The sequence below is a fragment of the Gracilibacillus massiliensis genome (assembly GCF_001458115.1).
Lineage (GTDB): Bacteria > Bacillota > Bacilli > Bacillales > Amphibacillaceae > Gracilibacillus > Gracilibacillus massiliensis.
This window is the reverse complement of the sequence record NZ_CZRP01000013.1, coordinates 492,356-511,087: the sequence shown is the minus strand read 5'-3', so window position 1 is coordinate 511,087 and position 18,732 is coordinate 492,356. Positions and strand designations below refer to the sequence as shown.

The 18,732-nt window shown below is 36.6% G+C and carries 13 protein-coding genes; all 13 read left to right on the top strand.

Going from position 1 to position 18,732, the window contains the following annotated elements; translation table 11 throughout:
* Window positions 1-54: 54 nt before the first annotated feature.
* The 13 genes from BN3107_RS14755 (at window position 55) to BN3107_RS14695 (ending at window position 18,693) form a co-directional block, all read left to right on the top strand.
* Window positions 55-1,770 (top strand): extracellular solute-binding protein, encoded by a 1,716-nt coding sequence (locus BN3107_RS14755; protein ID WP_058308403.1) that lies wholly within the window; start codon window positions 55-57, stop codon window positions 1,768-1,770.
* 310 nt (window positions 1,771-2,080) lie between these two features.
* Complete coding sequence (locus BN3107_RS14750; RefSeq protein ID WP_058308402.1) at window positions 2,081-2,971, top strand: ABC transporter permease; 891 nt, start codon at window positions 2,081-2,083, stop codon at window positions 2,969-2,971.
* A 17-nt stretch (window positions 2,972-2,988) separates the two neighbouring features.
* Entirely contained in the window at window positions 2,989-3,879 is an 891-nt protein-coding gene (locus BN3107_RS14745) for a carbohydrate ABC transporter permease (protein ID WP_058308401.1), read from the top strand.
* A 20-nt stretch (window positions 3,880-3,899) separates the two neighbouring features.
* The gene (locus tag BN3107_RS14740) at window positions 3,900-4,529 is read left to right on the top strand and encodes a YesL family protein (RefSeq protein ID WP_058308400.1); all 630 of its coding nucleotides are present in this window, start codon (window positions 3,900-3,902) and stop codon (window positions 4,527-4,529) included.
* Window positions 4,530-4,579: 50 nt separating this feature from the next.
* Entirely contained in the window at window positions 4,580-6,271 is a 1,692-nt protein-coding gene (locus BN3107_RS14735; protein WP_058308399.1) for a glycoside hydrolase family 2 protein, read from the top strand.
* Window positions 6,271-8,550 (top strand): alpha-xylosidase, encoded by a 2,280-nt coding sequence (gene yicI, locus BN3107_RS14730; RefSeq protein WP_058308398.1) that lies wholly within the window; start codon window positions 6,271-6,273, stop codon window positions 8,548-8,550. Before BN3107_RS14735 ends, yicI begins: the two co-directional genes overlap by 1 nt.
* 462 nt (window positions 8,551-9,012) lie before the next feature.
* Complete coding sequence (locus BN3107_RS14725; RefSeq protein ID WP_058308397.1) at window positions 9,013-10,368, top strand: ABC transporter substrate-binding protein; 1,356 nt, start codon at window positions 9,013-9,015, stop codon at window positions 10,366-10,368.
* Between the two features lie 161 nt (window positions 10,369-10,529).
* Entirely contained in the window at window positions 10,530-11,459 is a 930-nt protein-coding gene (locus tag BN3107_RS14720; RefSeq protein WP_058309260.1) for a carbohydrate ABC transporter permease, read from the top strand.
* Complete coding sequence (locus BN3107_RS14715; RefSeq protein WP_058308396.1) at window positions 11,459-12,301, top strand: carbohydrate ABC transporter permease; 843 nt, start codon at window positions 11,459-11,461, stop codon at window positions 12,299-12,301. Before BN3107_RS14720 ends, BN3107_RS14715 begins: the two co-directional genes overlap by 1 nt.
* A 74-nt stretch (window positions 12,302-12,375) precedes the next feature.
* The gene (locus BN3107_RS14710) at window positions 12,376-14,169 is read left to right on the top strand and encodes a sensor histidine kinase (protein ID WP_058308395.1); all 1,794 of its coding nucleotides are present in this window, start codon (window positions 12,376-12,378) and stop codon (window positions 14,167-14,169) included.
* A 2-nt stretch (window positions 14,170-14,171) separates the two neighbouring features.
* Entirely contained in the window at window positions 14,172-15,788 is a 1,617-nt protein-coding gene (locus BN3107_RS14705; RefSeq protein ID WP_058308394.1) for a response regulator transcription factor, read from the top strand.
* Window positions 15,789-15,806: 18 nt separating this feature from the next.
* The gene (locus tag BN3107_RS14700; RefSeq protein ID WP_058308393.1) at window positions 15,807-16,700 is read left to right on the top strand and encodes a glycoside hydrolase family 43 protein; all 894 of its coding nucleotides are present in this window, start codon (window positions 15,807-15,809) and stop codon (window positions 16,698-16,700) included.
* Window positions 16,693-18,693, top strand: a complete 2,001-nt coding sequence (locus tag BN3107_RS14695) for a hypothetical protein (RefSeq protein WP_058308392.1) — start codon at window positions 16,693-16,695, stop codon at window positions 18,691-18,693. The genes BN3107_RS14700 and BN3107_RS14695 overlap by 8 nt, the downstream gene beginning before the upstream one ends.
* Window positions 18,694-18,732: the final 39 nt, after the last annotated feature.

Genomic DNA, 18,732 nt, shown 5'->3' with positions numbered 1-18,732 from the left:
TACTGGTATCATTAGAACTGTAATAAATACATGAAATGAAAAGAGGGGTTTTACATGAAAGTGAAGGGGAAAATTTTCGCTCTACTTATTTTGTTATTTTTACTACTCTTAGCAGCATGCTCAGACGATGCTGGTACCAATGAAGAGTCCGAGGGGACAGAGGAAGAAACTACAACAGAAGAAACAACTAGTGATGAAGACGCGGATCCTTTTGGAGTTTACGAGGAAACGGTTACAATTGCGATTGGCCAAGAGGTGGACCCTACCGATACGAGTTTAGAAGAAGGTGAGACACCACTTAATAACAAGTATGTCAATCATGTGAAAGAAAACTTAAATATTGAAGTTGAGCATGCCTTTACTGCATCACCTTCCAATTATGATCAAAAAGTAAGTTTAGCAATTGCTAGTAATGACTTACCGGATGCGATGATCGTAGGACCAGTAGAACTACGTCAAATGGTAGAAGCAGATCAATTAGCAGATTTAACGCAAGTATATGAAGATTATGCTTCTCCTGCAATCAAAGAAATAATTGATAGTACAGGTGGTGTTGCCTTAGACAACGTAACGTTTGATGGTAAAATCATGGCGATTCCAAATTCACAAGCATCTGCTGATGGAATTCATAATATGTGGATCAGAAAAGATTGGTTAGATGAACTTGGACTTGAACCACCCACGACTTTAGAGGAATTAAAAGAGGTAGCAAGAGCGTTTGTCGAAGAAGATCCAGACGGAAATGGTGAAGATGACACGATTGGTCTAGCAGGTCCTGACACAAGCAATAAATTATATGCAAACTTTTTGGAGTCCACCAATAACTTATACGGGTTTGATGGCATTTTCTCAGCACATCATGCATATCCAGGTTATTGGATAGAAGGAGAAGGCGGCGATCCAGTATATGGTTCCACTTTACCTGAAACAAAAGAAGCTTTAGCAACACTGCGAGATATGTATGCAGAAGGATTAATTGATAGAGAAATGGGTGTACGTGAAGATTCTGGTGAATCTGTTATTAGTGGTAAAACAGGAATGTTCTCTGGACCTTTCTGGATGCCATACGGACCGATAACGGATGCGGTTACAGAAAATCCTGAAGCAAATTGGCAGTCATATGCTATTCCATTAGATGAAAATGGGGAATATACTCCGCATTTAAGCACACCGACAAGTTCTTATGTAGTAGTGAGAAAAGGATATGAACATCCTGAAGCTCCAATGAAAATGTTAAATAATTTATTTGCGCATGAATCTGAATTTGATCACATGGAAGGTGGAGGTGGACCTGGTCATTATCCACTAAGACTAGTTTATGCACCTGCCGATGAAATGGAAGTAACTACGGTTGCTATGCGTGAAGTATTAGCTGGAACAAAAGAACCAGAAGATTTTTATGATATGCCAGCTTATAAATTAATTAAAAATGATGTAGATACTGTTTTTGATGCCAAGCTTGAGCCATATGACAATATGGATATCGAACATTGGGATATAACGTCAACTAGCTTTACTCGAGCCTATTCTGCTTTAGTTGGTACCGCACCACAGGTTGATACCGAAGTGAAGGGTGTTCCAAGTTTAATTTATTCTCAAACGGAATCAATGGAAGATCGTTGGGTGAATTTAAAGAAATTAGAGGACGAGATATTCTTGAAAATTATTATGGGTTCTGAACCTCTAGATGCATTTGATCAATTTGTAGAAGATTGGAAGCAACAAGGCGGAGATCAGATTACAGAGGAAGTAGCGGAAGTAGTAAATTGATTTAACTATTAAAGGCGTCGAAACTTTTCGGCGCCTTCTATCATAAGTAAAGAAAGCATATAAGTGGCATCATGTCTAGCTCCGATCGCCAGAAACTAGGCGACTTCACGACTCTGCCTGCGATAAAGAAGACTTGCCGATTGGTGAAAACAGAGGCTTAGTCGCACTTATACCTTTAGGTGAAAGTCATCATCGGTTCGTAACCTCACCGTGATTCCTTTATCTCAGTCGATTCTGAAGTCGCTACGTTTCTAAACGGGCGCTCTGCGCTTTTCTTAATTCACATCTTAGTTGAGAGGGAGAGTTTATTATGAAAGCAAAAGGCTTTGCCAAACACTACTACTTGATGATGCTTCCAGGTTTTGTTTGGTTATTTATTTTCAGTATTATTCCAATGTTTGGCATCATCATTGCTTTTCAAGATTTCAATCCAGGTCAAGGTGTTTTTAATTCAGAATTTGTCGGCTTGGAAACATTCAAGTACATGTTTCAACTAAATGATACGCCAATTATCTTTTTTAATACGATGTTTATTGCGATTATGAAAATAATAGGAAACTTAATTGTTCCTTTACTGTTTGCATTAATGCTTCATGAATTAAGGTATATTGGTTTGAAGCGTTCGATTCAAACGATCGTTTATTTACCTCACTTTTTATCATGGGTAATTCTTGGTGGCGTGCTGTTAGATATATTCGCATATCAGGGTCCTATTAACCAACTATTAGGTGTATTTGGAGTAGAGCCGATTTTATTTTTTGGAAGAGCGGACTTATTTCCTTTCTTAGTTGTAGGAAGTGATGTGTGGAAGGAGTTTGGTTTTAATACCATCATCTATCTAGCGGCGCTAACAGGTATTAACCCTGCCCTTTACGAAGCTTCAGGTATTGATGGTGCTTCCAGAATGCGAATGCTGTGGCACGTTACATTACCTGGCATTAGAACTACGGCAGTATTGCTAGCTGTATTAGGTTTAGGTAATGTATTAAACGCAGGTTTTGATCAAATTTTTAACCTTTATAATCCACTTGTATATTCTACCGGTGACATTATTGATACGTGGGTATATAGAACAGGTTTATTAAATCTTCAGTATGAACTAGCAACTGCAGTTGGATTATTAAAATCAGTCGCTGGATTTATCTTAATTAGTGTTTCGTACTACATGGCGTATAAGTTCACAAACTACAGAATTTTTTAGCGAAAGGGGGAAATCACATGATTAGAAGTAAATCATTGTCTTCAAAAATATTTGATATTGTATTAATCGTGATATTGTGTTCGATTGCTCTAACCTGTATTTTACCTTTATGGTACACACTTGCCGTTTCACTTAGCTCCAAATCAGCGGCTGCAGCAGGAATCATCACATTATGGCCGGTTGACTTTAATTTAACATCATATCAACAATTGTTAAACGATACGCAATTTTTTAAGTCGTTTTGGATTTCGATTCAACGTGTCGTACTCGGTGCAGGCTTAAACTTCATTATCGTACCATTAATGGCTTATCCGCTATCGAAAACAGTAAAAGACTTCCGAGGACGTAATGTTATTATGTGGACGGTTATTTTTACCATGCTATTTAACGGAGGATTAATTCCGCTTTATTTAACGATACAAGAATTGAATTTAATGAACAGTGTGTGGGCCCTAGTACTGGTAGGTGGAGCTCAGACGATTGTTTTTAATATAATTTTAACCATAAACTTTTTTAGAAATTTACCAAAATCTCTGGAAGAAGCGGCTCTCGTTGATGGTGCTGGACCATGGTATATCTTATTTAAACTGTTTATACCTCTTTCAATACCGGTACTTGCCACCGTGACGTTATTCAGTATTGTCTATCACTGGAATGAATTCTTATACGGCTTAATATTTATGACAAGAGAAGAATTTTATCCATTACAAACGTATATACAACAACTAGTAGTGTCGGTGGATCCATCTCAAATGACTGAAGACCAATACAAACGATTGAGTGAAATGTCTAATCGAACGTTAGACGCAGCGAAAATCTTTATTGCGATGATTCCAGTATTAGTTGTTTATCCATTTTTACAACGTTATTTCATTCATGGGATTACACTGGGGTCTGTAAAAGAATAGAACAGTAAAGGGGGGATAATATGGAATCATTTGCTTTAGAGCGAATCTATCGTTTCACCGATATCATTGTTCGAACCGCCTATATTAATATCTTAGTGATCGCTTTTTCCTTATTAGGTTTAATCGTGTTCGGTTTCTTTCCAGCAATTATTGCAGCCTTTTCAATATTTAGAAAATGGTTCACAGGTTATAGCGATATCTCGATAACGAAAACTTTCTGGCGGGTCTATAAACGAGAATTTGTAAGAAGTAATCTAGTCGGTTTTATTGTAGTTTTGGTAGGTGGATTGCTCTTCATCAACCTGTCAATTGCTGAAGTAATTCAGCATGAAGGTATTCGCCTTACGTATTATCCTTTGCTTTTAGTAAATATATTATTTCTAGGGATGCTCATTTATTTATTACCGATGTATGTTCACTTTGAAATGAATCTTGTTGAATTATTTAAAAATGCCTTTCTGTGTATGTTCGCCATGCCGCTACTCACTATTGTTTTGGTTGTAACGATCGTTCTGATTTATTTTTTGTTCACAATTATCCCAGGATTACTGCCATTCTTTGGTTTTAGTTTGTTTATACTGGTGATGATGAAAGGTGCACTAATTTCCTTTGAGAGAATGCTGGGCTTTTCAGATATTGCAAAAGAATAGTAATTTTCAAGCTGTAAAATAATGATAGCAATATAAGAGGAGTAGATAGGATGATCCGACTTTTTCAAACACATCGCATCAGAAAAAACAGAGATTTGCATGGTCTCTGGGAGTTTCAGACCATTAATGATTTGGGGGAATTAGCTAGTAAAAGATATCAATTACCTGTACCGAGCTGTTGGGAGATGCATCCTGAATTTTTAACGTACCGAGGTAGGGCTATTTATCGTAAATATTTTGATGTGAACGAAGAGAAAAATGTGAGGCTTGAGTTTAAAGGGGTTAGCCATACAGCAACCGTTTTGGTTGATGGAAAAGAAGTAGCAACTCACTATAACGCTTATACTCCTTTTTCTGTTGTGTTGCAGGAATTAAAAGCTGGCGAACATCTTCTTGAGGTCGTAGTAGATAATCGATTTACAGAAGATTCTTCCTTGCATGTACCCAATGATTATTATACGTATGGTGGCATTATTCGAGCGGTAATTTTAGAAGAGGTTCCCGATTGTTTTATTAAAATAATGAAAGCCTTACCAAAAAAAGTGGAGGATAAATGGTGCTTAGAAGTAGAAGCACATATAGTTAATTTAACGCATGAGTTAAAGAAGGTGCGAATAGAAGCAACGATTTCAGGTAGAAGAGTTATTACCCCTTTTTCCGAAGTTGCGCCAAATAATTCTGTCGTTATTACACGTTCTATTCCGATGAAAGATATACGCGAATGGACCCCAAGCTCACCTTATTTATATGAATTAGCTCTGAATTTATATGTGGGTCAAGATATTGATCCTATTGACGATCAAATTGAGCGAATTGGATTTCGAACGGTTACTACTCTAAATGGGCATATTCAAGTCAATGGTGAGAATATAGTGATGAGAGGTTTTAACAGGCATGAAGACCATCCGCAAGTTGGAGCATCTTTTTCACAAGCTTTAATGGTGCATGATTTAGAATTGATGAAGGATATGGGAGCTAATACTGTGCGAACCAGTCACTATCCCAACGATGAATTATTTTTAGATCTATGTGATGAGATGGGGTTCTTGGTATGGGAAGAGAATCATGCAAGAGGACTAAGTCTGGAGCATATGCAACATCCAAAATTTCAAACGCAGTGTCTAAAAGTAAATGAAGAGATGGTAACCAATCATATTCACCACCCATCAATTATCGTATGGGGAATATTAAACGAGTGCGCCAGTAACACGGAAGAAGGAAGAGTAATGTATCAAGAACAAATCGAACAAATTAAAGCATTAGATTCCAGCAGACCAATTACGTTTGCCTCACACCACAGGGGCGAGGAGATTTGTTTTGACTTGGTGGATATTTGTTCCTTTAATTTATATCCACAATGGTACACAGATGAAGATCCAAAAGAATTAGTAGAAGAAGCAAAAAAATGGGCAGACGAATTAGGTGGAAAAGGTAAACCGATAATCATGAGCGAGTTTGGCGGAGATGGTATCTACGGGTATCGGAGTCCAACCCAAGTAAAAGGTACGGAGGAACGTCATGCGGAAATAATTAGGCGGAATTTAGAAGCTTATGAGGATAAATCATACATTAGTGGGTTGTTAATTTGGCAATTTGCGGATTGTCGTGTTACGGAAGGTCTTGGGTTTTTATTAACGCGAGCAGGGACAATGAATCAAAAAGGGATTGTCGATACATACCGAAGACCAAAGCTCGCTTATCAAACCGTGAAAGAAATTTGGAAAAAGGGAGATAAAAAATAATGAAATTCACTGATGGAAATTGGCTAGTTAGAGAAGGATATCAGATTCATTTTCCAAGGTTAATTCATGAAGTGGTAGAAAAGGACGGTGCAGTGACGCTATATGCACCTTGTAAATATCTGAACCATCGCGGGGCTACATTAGATGGTCCACTTTTGACAATTAGAATATCTGCACCGACAGATGAAGTAGTACGTATTCAAACATGGCATTTTAAAGGAGAGAAAGTAAAGTATCCTACTTTTGAAGTGCTGGATCTAGCAAAATCTGTTCAATTAGAAGAGAAGAACGACACGTTAAGCTTTACAAGTGGTGAATTGAAGCTTAGCATTTCTAAAAGTAATTTTGCGTTATCTTTTGAAAATGCTACAGGTCGCTTAACCGATACGGATGGAAAAGGCCTGGCATGGATTGAGGGACCAGAGGATAAAACCTTTATGCGTGGTCAATTACGTTTAGGTGTTGGGGAACATCTATATGGTCTTGGCGAACGATTTACCCCGTTTGTTAAAAATGGGCAAAGTGTTGATATCTGGAACAAAGATGGAGGCACGAGCTCAGAACAATCGTATAAGAATATTCCTTTTTATCTTAGCAGTAAAGGGTACGGGATTTTTGTGAATCATCCTGAGGAAGTAAACTTTGAACTAGGATCAGAAACGGTCTCTCGTTCCCAATTCAGTGTGGAAGGCGAATATTTGGATTATTATTTCATTAATGGTCCAACTCCAAAAGAAGTAATTAGCCGTTATACAGAGTTGACTGGTAAACCAGCGTTACCCCCAGCATGGAGCTTTGGTTTATGGTTATCTACATCTTTTACCACTGATTATAATGAAGATACCGTTAATCATTTTGTTGATGGCATGGCAGATCGAGGTATTCCATTAAGTGTGTTTCATTTTGATTGTTTTTGGATGAAAGAATTTGAATGGAGTAACTTTATCTGGGATCGTCGTAATTTTCCTGATCCTGAAGGTATGCTGAAACGATTGAAAGACAAAGGGTTAAAGGTCTGCGTGTGGATTAACCCATATATCGCACAAAAGTCAGTCCTTTTTGACGAAGGAATGGAGAAAGGTTACTTGCTCAAAAAAGAAAATGGTGACATTTGGCAATGGGATTTATGGCAAGCAGGTATGGCAATTGTTGATTTTACAAATCCGGCAGCTTGTACATGGTACCAGAATAAATTAAAAAAGCTGCTTGATATGGGTGTCGATTCATTTAAAACAGACTTTGGCGAGCGTATCCCAACGGATGTTGTCTATTATGATGGTTCAGACCCTCAAAAAATGCATAATTATTATGCATATAAATACAATCAGGTAGTCTTTGATTTATTAAAAAAAGTAAAAGGCGAAAAGGAAGCGGTTGTATTCGCACGTTCTGCTACTACTGGCGGACAAAAATTTCCGGTCCATTGGGGTGGAGATTGTGATTCTACCTATGATGCAATGGCAGAGAGTTTACGTGGTGGATTGTCTTTAACCTCGTCCGGTTTTGGTTATTGGAGCCATGATATTGGGGGCTTTGAGAACACTGCTACACCCGATGTATTCAAGCGGTGGACGGCATTTGGCTTGTTATCCAGTCATAGTCGTTTCCACGGTAGCTCTTCTTATCGGGTTCCATGGAATTTTGATGATGAAGCAGTAAAAGTTGCACGTCATTTTACAAAATTAAAAAATAAATTAATGCCTTATATCTATGCTCAAGCAGTGGAAAATAATAAAACAGGTATTCCATTAATGCGTCCTATGTATATGGAATTTCCTGAGGATCCGATTTGTGAAACGTTGGATCGTCAATATATGTTGGGGGATTCCATCCTCGTAGCTCCTGTGTTCAATGAAGATGGAATCGGTTCTTTTTATTTACCAAAGGGAAAATGGACACACCTTTTGACAGGTGAAGAGAGGGAAGGCGGTATATGGATAAAAGAATACTATGACTATTTCAGTTTACCACTTTTCGTAAAACCGAATTCGATTCTCCCACTTGGAAAAAAGGACGATAATGCTGTTTATGATTATTTGGAGGGTATTACCTTCAGAATTTATGGTATCGATGATAGCGGAAGTGCAAGAAGAGATCTAGTTGATGCAGAAGGAGATATTAAAGCAAATGTGACAGTGGAAAGAATGGATCATACATTAAGCGTGAAAACTAACATAAGAAAAGATCAATATCAAATAGAAGTTGTAGGAAAGAAAACGATTCCTTCTGGATCAAGCTCAAATGAGACTGTGTTAGAAATAGTGAGAGAAAAACAATAGCCGAACCAGGCTATTGTTTTTTTATTCTTTTTTGTTATTTACTATTTATCAATATGAGAGGATGTATTGTTGAAACCCAAGTAGATTACTGCCTGGTTTTTCACGATGTAAATCATCCGAAATAACTCCACTTCCAGTTTCGAGCATAAGAAAACCAGATAAAATAGCTTAATTAATATTTATTATTTTTATTTGTAAGCTGCTGGACATCGTTTGTTGGTTGGAAATTTTTTTGTGTATTTGCACGAATATTTTTATTCTTAAGTTTGAATTTCTTTTTAGCCATTTTCTCACCCCTTTAGTCTCTTCATTATAGTTTTTACGTGTTTTTTGCTTTTTATGATTATAATAAATTGTTAAAGTTACCTAAGATTTCTTATGTAAGCACTTACTTTTCTTTATTCAATTGTAAAGGCTTACACTTTAGAATAAACTTATCACATTAGAAAGGGGAAATGATTTATGAGAAAGGTCTATTTATTATTCATTTTAATGTTAATTACAACAGTTGTAGTAGCTTGTAGTTCTGACTCAGCTACGGACGACACGACAGAGGATACTAACTCTGAAGGCACAACAGAAAGCGCAGAAGAAACCGAAGATGAAGAGGCGTCAGGTGAAGAAGATGTGACATTACGTGTTGCATGGTGGGGTGGTCAGGAACGACATGATCGTACTTTACAAGTAATTGAAATGTATGAAGAGCAAAATCCACATGTAACCATAGAAGCAGAGTATTCAGGGTTTGATGGTTACTTTGACAAATTAAACACACAATTAGCAGCAGGAAATGCACCAGATGTTATTCAGTTTGGTGGTAACTTAAATGATTTTGTATTAAGAGATGTCATTTTACCATTAGATGATTATGTAGGTAATGAACTTGATACAAGCTTGCATTCAGAAAGTATGTTAGATTCTGCTACATTTGATGGAAATTTATATGGTGTAACTTTAGGTACAACTGCTTGGGGAGTATTAGTTAATAAAACAGCATTAGAAGAAGCTGGTATTTCGATGCCTAGTAAAGAATGGACTTGGGAAGATTTTAAAGAGATTACACCAGAAATCACAGAAAATATCGACGGAACGTATGGTGCTAGTGATTTTAGTGAAGATGGATTTGGCGTATTTTTAGCGCAACGAGATAAATATACGTATCTAGACGGTGAAATAGGTTTCGGTGTCGAAGATGTTCAGGATTGGTTTCAATTATGGAAAGATTTAAGAGACAGTGGTGGTGCAGCGGTAGCAGAAGTACAAGTTTCCGCAACCCAAACACCTGAACAATCTTTAATTGTCCAAGGTGATGTATCTATGGAATCAATTGCAAGTAATCAGCTGGGTGCCTATTCGAGTGCAACCGAGGATGAATTTGAGTTATATCCTTATCCGTATAATTCTGAGACGGGAAAAAATGGTGTTTCGCTAAGACCAAGTCAATATTTTGCGGGTTATAAAGATACACCACATCCGGAGGAAGCAGCAAAATTTATGGACTTCTTTGTAAATAACGTAGAGGCCACTGAAGTATTAGGTAATGATCGTGGCGCACCAGTTAACTCAGATGTTCGAAAAAATTTAATTGATCAAGCAAGTGAATTAGATGAAAAAGTATATTCCTATATTGATCTGGTAAGCGAAACATCGGATGCTCCTTATATTCCGAACTTACCAGGGTATAACGAAAATACCCAGCTCTTTACAGAAACAGAACAAATTATCTATTATGATCAAAAATCTGTAGAGCAAGCATCAGAAGATTACTTTGAAGAGTTACTTTCAAATATTGAAAAGTATACAAGTGAAGAGAAATAACTTGTTGAACAAAGTGACTTTATGAGTCACTTTGTTCCACCATTTTACCTTTGAAGTCTTATTTCAATTAATTTCAGAGTGACAACTGATTCAATTAGTTGTTTTTTGAAATGAAGACTTCAAATTTTTAGGAGGGGTGACAATTGAAAAGTTCAGAGGCAATGACAGTATCTTCTGTTCAGAAAAAAATAAAAATAAGTAAAGAAACCAGGAAACAATATATTGCAGCCTATATTTTTTTACTACCATGGTTAATCGGTTTTCTTGGATTAGTTCTCGGGCCAATGATAAGTTCTTTATATTTATCCTTCACTCGTTTTGATTTACTTAATCCACCTGAGTGGATCGGCTTTGCCAATTATACCGAAATGTTTCAGGATACACGTTGGATAGCTTCAGCAAAAGTAACGATGACATTTGTATTTATAGCAGTTCCTACACAATTAATTGCAGCGCTGTTAGTAGCCGTTTTACTAAATAAAAAAATGGCAGCTGTTGGATTTTATCGTACTACTTATTATTTACCTTCCTTACTTGGTGGAAGTGTCGCAATTGCGATTCTGTGGAAAAATCTATTTGAAATTGATGGATTAGTCAATCAAGTATTAGCTTACTTTAACATCGAAGGTCAAGGGTGGATTTCACATCCTGATTATGCGTTAGGAACAATTATTATACTTGCTACATGGCAATTTGGTGCTTCAATGGTTATTTTTCTTGCTGGGTTAAAACAAATTCCGAAAGAACTATATGAAGCAGCAGCTGTCGATGGTGGGACAAAGAGACAAGTGTTCTTTCGAGTAACATTACCACTATTATCACCCGTTATCTTCTTTAATTTGGTAATTGAGCTTATTAAATCAATTCAAGTCTTCACTTCTGCTTTTATTATTAGTGAAGGTACTGGTGGACCAATTAACTCTACTTTATTTTATACCCTTTATTTATATCAAAAAGGTTTTACGCATTTTGAGATGGGATATGCTTCTGCAATGGCATGGGTATTAGTATTTGTTTTAGGTGTCATGACTCTTGTCATCTTCTTCTCATCAAAATATTGGGTGCACTATGAAGACGGAGGGAAATTATAATGGATCAAAGTACAAACAAAAGTAGAATATTAACACATACATTTATTATATTGATAGGAGCGGGTATGTTATATCCAGTAATTTGGATGGTAACAGCTTCCTTTAAACCGGAAACCCTTATTTTTTCTTCGCCTAGTCTATTTTCAAAAGAATGGACTTTAGATAACTATATTAATGGTTGGAATGTTGTTAGAGATGTCAATTTTGGTCAGTTTTTTGAAAATTCCTTTTTAATTAGTTTAATTGCAGTGGTTGCCAACCTGATTACTTGTTCAATGGCTGCATATGCTTTTGCTAGGTTGAAATTTCCATTGAAAAAGCTATGGTTTGCCTGTATGCTAATGACTATTATGCTTCCGGCACATGCAACATTAATACCACAGTATACTATTTTTCATAATTTAGACTGGGTTAATACGATTTTACCTTTGACTGTACCAAAAATATTAGCAACAGACGCCTTTTTTATCTTTCTAATGGTACAATTCTTTAGAGGAATACCACGTGAATTGGATGAGAGCGCGATCATGGATGGTTGTGGTGTTTTTCAGGTTTATACCAGAATTATTATGCCGCTAGCTGTGCCAGTCTTAATTACAACTGCGATTTTTACATTTATTTGGACATGGGATGATTTCTTTAGCCAAATATTGTATTTGAACACGGTAGATACGTTTACCGTACCATTAGGATTACGTTTATTCCTTGATTCGCAAGGTGAATCCTCATGGGGATCAGTATTTGCAATGTCCGTATTATCGCTAATACCAATTACGACTGTATTCTTTATTTTCCAGCGTTATATCGTTGAAGGAATCGCTACTACAGGTATAAAAGGGTAAGACAAAACGTGGTCTGATAGACATTCAGCAATGTAATAACAATTTAGTTGAAAGCAAGAAATGAGGGGCTTGTGATGATTCGAAAATTAAAGACGATCATGGTTATTTGCTTTGTTTTCGTTAATGCTCTATTTCTTGCTGCGGTTAGTTACACTTCCTACCAATACTTTTTTAATTTCACCTCAAATGAAATTAGTGAAACAAAATTGTCACTGTTAAATGAAAGTGCTAACAAATTATCTGGTGTTATAAAAAATATTAGTGAAGCAGGGACTTTTATTGCAATTGACCGCACTGTTTCGGAGATTTTTGATGACTCAGAAACAGATCCATATGATGCACTGGTAGAACGTAATGAATTAAAAAATTTAATTAATAATGTGGCATCATTAAAACAGGAAGTATACTCGATTGAGTTATTTACGGATCGTTATCAGGAGTATTCGTATTTATACGATCATACGATTCAACCGGAGTCCAATTTAACGGAGCGGGAATGGTTTGCCCCTTTCATAGAAAATGTTGATAATGGTTGGGTTCCAAGGCATACGGATACCTTAATGGATCGTGAGATGATTAGTTATGTTCATCGAATTTTAAACCAAAGAAGTCAAACAGTAGGCTATATCAAAGTAAATATTTTGGCTGAACATTTTTTAGAATATTTAATTGATACCGATTTATATCAAGAAATAAATGAACCGTTTATCTTATTAAATACAGGTGGTCGAATCATTGCCGAAACGCATTCACGTGAAGAATTTCCAATCGTTAACGATTTAACAGTCCGAACTAATAATGAAATATATGAGAGACTAGTTCCTGAATATGATGAGATGACGAATCATCATCAACTGATTAAAAGAGATAATGAATACCACCTCCTTCTAATTTCCGAACCAAATTATGAACAGTGGCGACTTGTTCAAGTTATTCCAGTTGATGATCTATACGCCGAAACAAAAGAGCTAGGTATCTTTGTTCTAGTGATTGGTTTCATTGCTATTTTATTATCGATTCCTATTGTTTATGGTATTGGGAAGTGGATAACCAAACCAATAACTCAAATGATCAAAGGAATGCGAAAAGTAGAAAAAGGAGACTTTGAGGTACAAATGAATCGCCATTATGTTGAAGAATATGACATCATGGCTAACAATTTTAATCAAATGACGGGTGAATTAGCTGATTTATTAGAAAAATTAGAAATGGAAAATTCTAATAGAAGAGAAGCCGAAGTCAGGGCATTACAAAGTCAGATTATGCCGCATTTTCTATATAATACGTTGGATATGATCAAATGGAAGTCCTTAGATCATGATGCAGATGAGGTAAGTGATATGGTCAATAACTTAAGCAAAATGCTTCGAATTGGCTTAAGTGGGGGATTGAAATTTATTCGCTTACGTGATGAATTAGATCATGCTAAATGTTATATCGATATTCAAAAACAGCGTCAAGCTCAAGATATTCAATATACTGTACGTGTGGCAGCATCGATGAAGGACTTATATGTACCCAAAATCATTTTACAACCTTTCATTGAAAATAGCATCAAGCATGGTTATCAATCCTCTAACTCAGAGCAAATGAAAATTGCTATAAACGGTTCGATTGTAGAGGATGGAAACCATATTAAATTAACGATTAAGGATAATGGAAACGGATTACCAGAAGATTGGACTTTCTCAGATGCAAAAGGTATCGGAATCCAAAATGTTAGAGAGCGAATCGCGATGTATTGTGGTGAGCAATTTGATGTAAAGATCTTTAATCATCTTCAAGGTGGAGTGATGGTAGAGATTTTGTTACCTATTCATTATCACCAACCATTCACAAAAGCTTCATCAATAGAAGCGGGGGATTAATTATGAAATCGGTCTTAATAATAGATGATGAATTGTCTGTAAGAGAGGGATTAACCAAACATATAAATTGGCGAAAATTAGATGTTTTTATAATTGGAACCGCAACTAATGGTCAGGAAGCATTAACCATGATGGAAGATCAGGTACCAGACATCATGATTACGGATATTTATATGCCAGAGATGGATGGCTTAACTTTAATCAAAGAAGTGAAACAAAAGTATCCAGATATCTGCATTATTATTCATAGTGGATATAATCATTTCGATAATGCAAGAAAAGCAATTCAATATGGAGTGAAGCATTTTTTTCTTAAACCTTCTCCTGTCTCTGAAATAGAAACTGTCATCCAGGAAGTATTGCAGGATATGGAGTCAGAAGAAAAGCAACAATCGATTCTTGAAAAGTATCGTGAACAAAGACCCATATATTTGACTTATCGAAGGGATACTTTCATTCGAAGTCTTTTATTTAATCGGTATGAAACAAAGGACCTGACTGCAGAAAGTAAAGAACTAATCGGGACAGATGCAGAAACCCCGCAGATTGTCACTTCCATTATGATTAATCGTCCGCCTTATTTAAGGACATCACATGAACGGGATTGGCAGTTGATGAAATTTAGTGTGGGTAATATCTTATCTGAAACTATCGATTATTTTAATGAAGAGAAGGACATGATGATACATCTGATTGATTATTCCGACTCTACCTATGTCATGGTCGCTTTTTTTCCGGGAAACGCCATTTACCTTGAACAGTTACATGATAAACTCGTCAACAAGATGCTAGAAAATTTATTATATTATTTAAAAGTATCAGCCATGATCGGTGTTAGTTCTACCAAATCAACTTTACATCAATTGGCGGATGGATATTCTGAAAGTATGCAAGCCTTAGAAGTCGCAGAGTATGAAGAATGGAATAAAGTCTACCATTATCAAGAAACAAAGGATAAGGGTTCAAGCGATGTTTTTACATATCCTTTTGAAACCATTAAAGAAATACATGGAAAAATTGCGGATAAGGACTATGATGAACTTTTAGCAATATGGCATCGATTTGTAAACGGTTTATCAGAAGAGAAGTATTCGCCATTTTATATGATCCAAACCATATCTATCAATATTTTAAGTGCATTAATGATGGAAGATCATTCACTAGAGCATGTTGATCAGCAACCAATTGAGAAGTCTTCTCTGTTAATAGAAGTTTATAATCATAACACAACAAAAGAGTTGTTAGATTGGACAACCGTTCAATTAATGAAATGGGTCGAGCATTCAAAAGAAGCTTTAGCTGGCAAAAAAACAAGTAAATTAGTAGAACGTGTGAAAGAACATATTCACCACTATTATGATGAAGAAATAACCTTAGCAGAAATTGCCGATACACTTTATGTGAATCGCAACTATTTATCACAGTTATTTAAAAAAGTTACTGGTGAGACATTTGTGAATTACCTTAACCATTATCGTATTACAAAAGCGAAGGAATTATTGAAGGAAAAAAGGTATATGGTGTATGAAGTGAGTGAAATGGTAGGATATCAAAACTCTACTTATTTTAGTCAAGTCTTTAAAGCGATTACAGGCGTTAGTCCATCAGAATATTTTTGAGATTGGGAGAGAATGCAGATGAAAATCAGTCAAGAAGTACAAATTAGAGACCCATTTATCTATGTTGATCGTCAAGACAGTAAGTACTATTTATATGGAAGTACCGATAATAATATTTGGGGAAAGGGTAGAGGGTTTGATGTCTGGATTGGAAATGATTTAGAAAGCTGGGAAGGACCGTATCCAGTTTTTCGACCTGATCAGGACTTTTTTTCTGAAGAAAATTTTTGGGCGCCAGAAGTTCATCTTTATAAGGGTGCTTATTATATGTTTGCTACCTTTTTATTAAAGGAGAGTGGGATGCGAGGTACAGCCATTTTAAAGTCAGATTCTTTAACAGGCCCTTTCTCACCACATAGTGATGGTATTGTTACACCGGATGATTGGTTTTCTTTAGACGGTACGTTACATATTGATGAAGAAGGTATGCCTTGGATGGTGTTTTGTCATGAATGGGTGCAGGTCGGGGATGGTGAAATCTGTGCGGTTCGTTTGAGTGAGGATTTAAAAGAAGCAATTGATGAACCGGTAACACTTTTTTCAGCATCTGATGCACCATGGCCAACTTCATTCAAACATAAAACGCGCAATACACAAGCTAATTATGTGACAGATGGTCCATATGTTTATCATGCGAAAAATGGTGAGTTACTTCTACTTTGGGCAAGCTTCGTGGATAATGTGTATGCTCAGGGTATTTCTCGCTCCACAACAGGAAAAATTACAGGCCCATGGATTCATGATGAGAAGCCACTATTCTCAAGTGATGGTGGACATGGAATGTTGTTTCATGATTTGCGAGATCAATTATATTTAACACTTCATTCTCCAAATAAAACCCCGAACGAGCGACCCGTTTTTATTGAAATGGATGAGAACAATGGCGGCATTAGGAGGAAGGACGATGAATAGAAAAGAAATCGTTGATAAACATTCGCCAATTATTAGAACGATACAACCAAGAGCCCCGTTATCAATTGGTAATGGTGACTTTGGTATGTCTGTTGATTTTACGGGATTACAGTCTTTCCACAATGCTTATATTGCCCCACTTAGCACACAGTCTAATTGGGGATGGCATGCTACAGGCGGGGATCATTCTTATACACTAGACGATGTACAGATGCAAGCCTATCAAGGTGCGCCATACCCATTATTTTCAGAAGGCGAGGATGAAGCATATCATTGGTTAAGACAAAACCCTCATCGATTGCAACTAGGCCAAGTAGGGTTTCGTTTTTATGATGCAAATGGCGAGCCAATCTCAAGTGAGAAAATCAAACCAGTCTCACAACAATTATTGCTTTGGGAAGGAATTATTGTTAGCGAATTTTCAGTAGATGGAGAAGTGGTCAAGGTAGAAACCTGTTGTGATCCTAAACAAGATATCATTGCTGTTTCTGTGAAAACTGCTGCTATGAAATCAGGTCAGTTTGCTATAGAATTAGCTTTCCCAAGCCCAAATGTTACCGATCTTAAGTGGGAACAAACCTTGAAACTAAATTGGCAAAAAGAAGGACACAAAACTGCGATTTCATTACATGAGAATAACATGGCGGTTTTTAATAGGAAATTGGATGACACAAATTATTTTGTTCAATGGAATTGGAATAAAGGAGAACTGAAACAGGAAGAGGATCATACTTATTCTTTAATACCTAACACAGAAGTATGCCATTTTACCCTTTCTTTTGCAGAAAATAAGACAGTAAGTAAATCCGTTGAGGAAGTATTTACAACTTCCCGGACTTACTGGGAAGAATTTTGGTTGGACGGAGGATTTCTTTCTTTTCAAGGAAGTATTGATCCTAGAAAAGAGGAATTGGAGCGCCGTGTTGTATTGTCTCAATATTTACTTGCTATTCATAGCGGTGGATCGGTACCACCACAAGAAACAGGATTCATGTACAATAGTTGGTTTGGTAAATTCCATTTAGAAATGCATTGGTGGCATGCCAGCCATTTTCCATTATGGGGAAGAGCATCGATCCTTGAAAAAAGTATGGATTGGTATTTGGAAATTTTACCTGAGGCGTATAAACTTGCACATTCTCAAGGGTACGAGGGGGCACGGTGGCCTAAGATGGTGGCAAGAGAAGGTGATCAGACACCATCTCCAATTGCGCCAGGATTAATCTGGCAGCAGCCTCATCCAATTAGTCTCTTAGAGTTATGTTATCAAGACAATAAAAATCCACTCTTCTTAGAAAAATATCAAGAAATTGTCTTTTCTTCGGCAGAATTCATGGCATCGTTTGCTAGATATGATCAAGAACAGGACGTATACCATCTTGGTCCAGGGCTGATCCCAGCACAAGAAAATCATTTGATGGAAGACAGCATCAATCCGCCCTATGAATTAGAGTATTGGCATTATGGTTTAACAGTGGCAATTGAATGGTGTGTGCGTTTAGGTAAAGAAGTACCTGATAAGTGGAGGAAAGTAAAAGAGAAATTAGCTAAGCCGAATGTAATGGACGAAGTATACCTCGCTCATCAAAACTGCTTAAACACCTATACTGAAAAAAATCATGATCATCCATCTATGGTAGCGTCATTGGGTGTTTTGCCAGGTGTACTAATAGATAAGGATGTCATGCTTAATACCTTATATAAAGTAAAAGAAGAGTGGAAGTGGGAGACTGCCTGGGGATGGGATTTTCCAATGTGTGCGATGACCGCAGCACGAATAGGGGAGTTAGAATTAGCTGTGGATTTTCTGTTGATGGAGCAAGACAAAAACACATATTTAATTAATGGACACAATTATCAGCATGATGCCTTAACCGCTTATCTTCCAGGTAATGGTGGTTTACTAACTGCAGTAGCCATGATGGCGACAAAATGGGGATTCCCTGACAACTGGAAAGTGGAGTGTCAAGGTATAAAAGGTTTAATGAAATAATAATTAAGTAAACTTTTTTCCACTACATAATTTCATAAA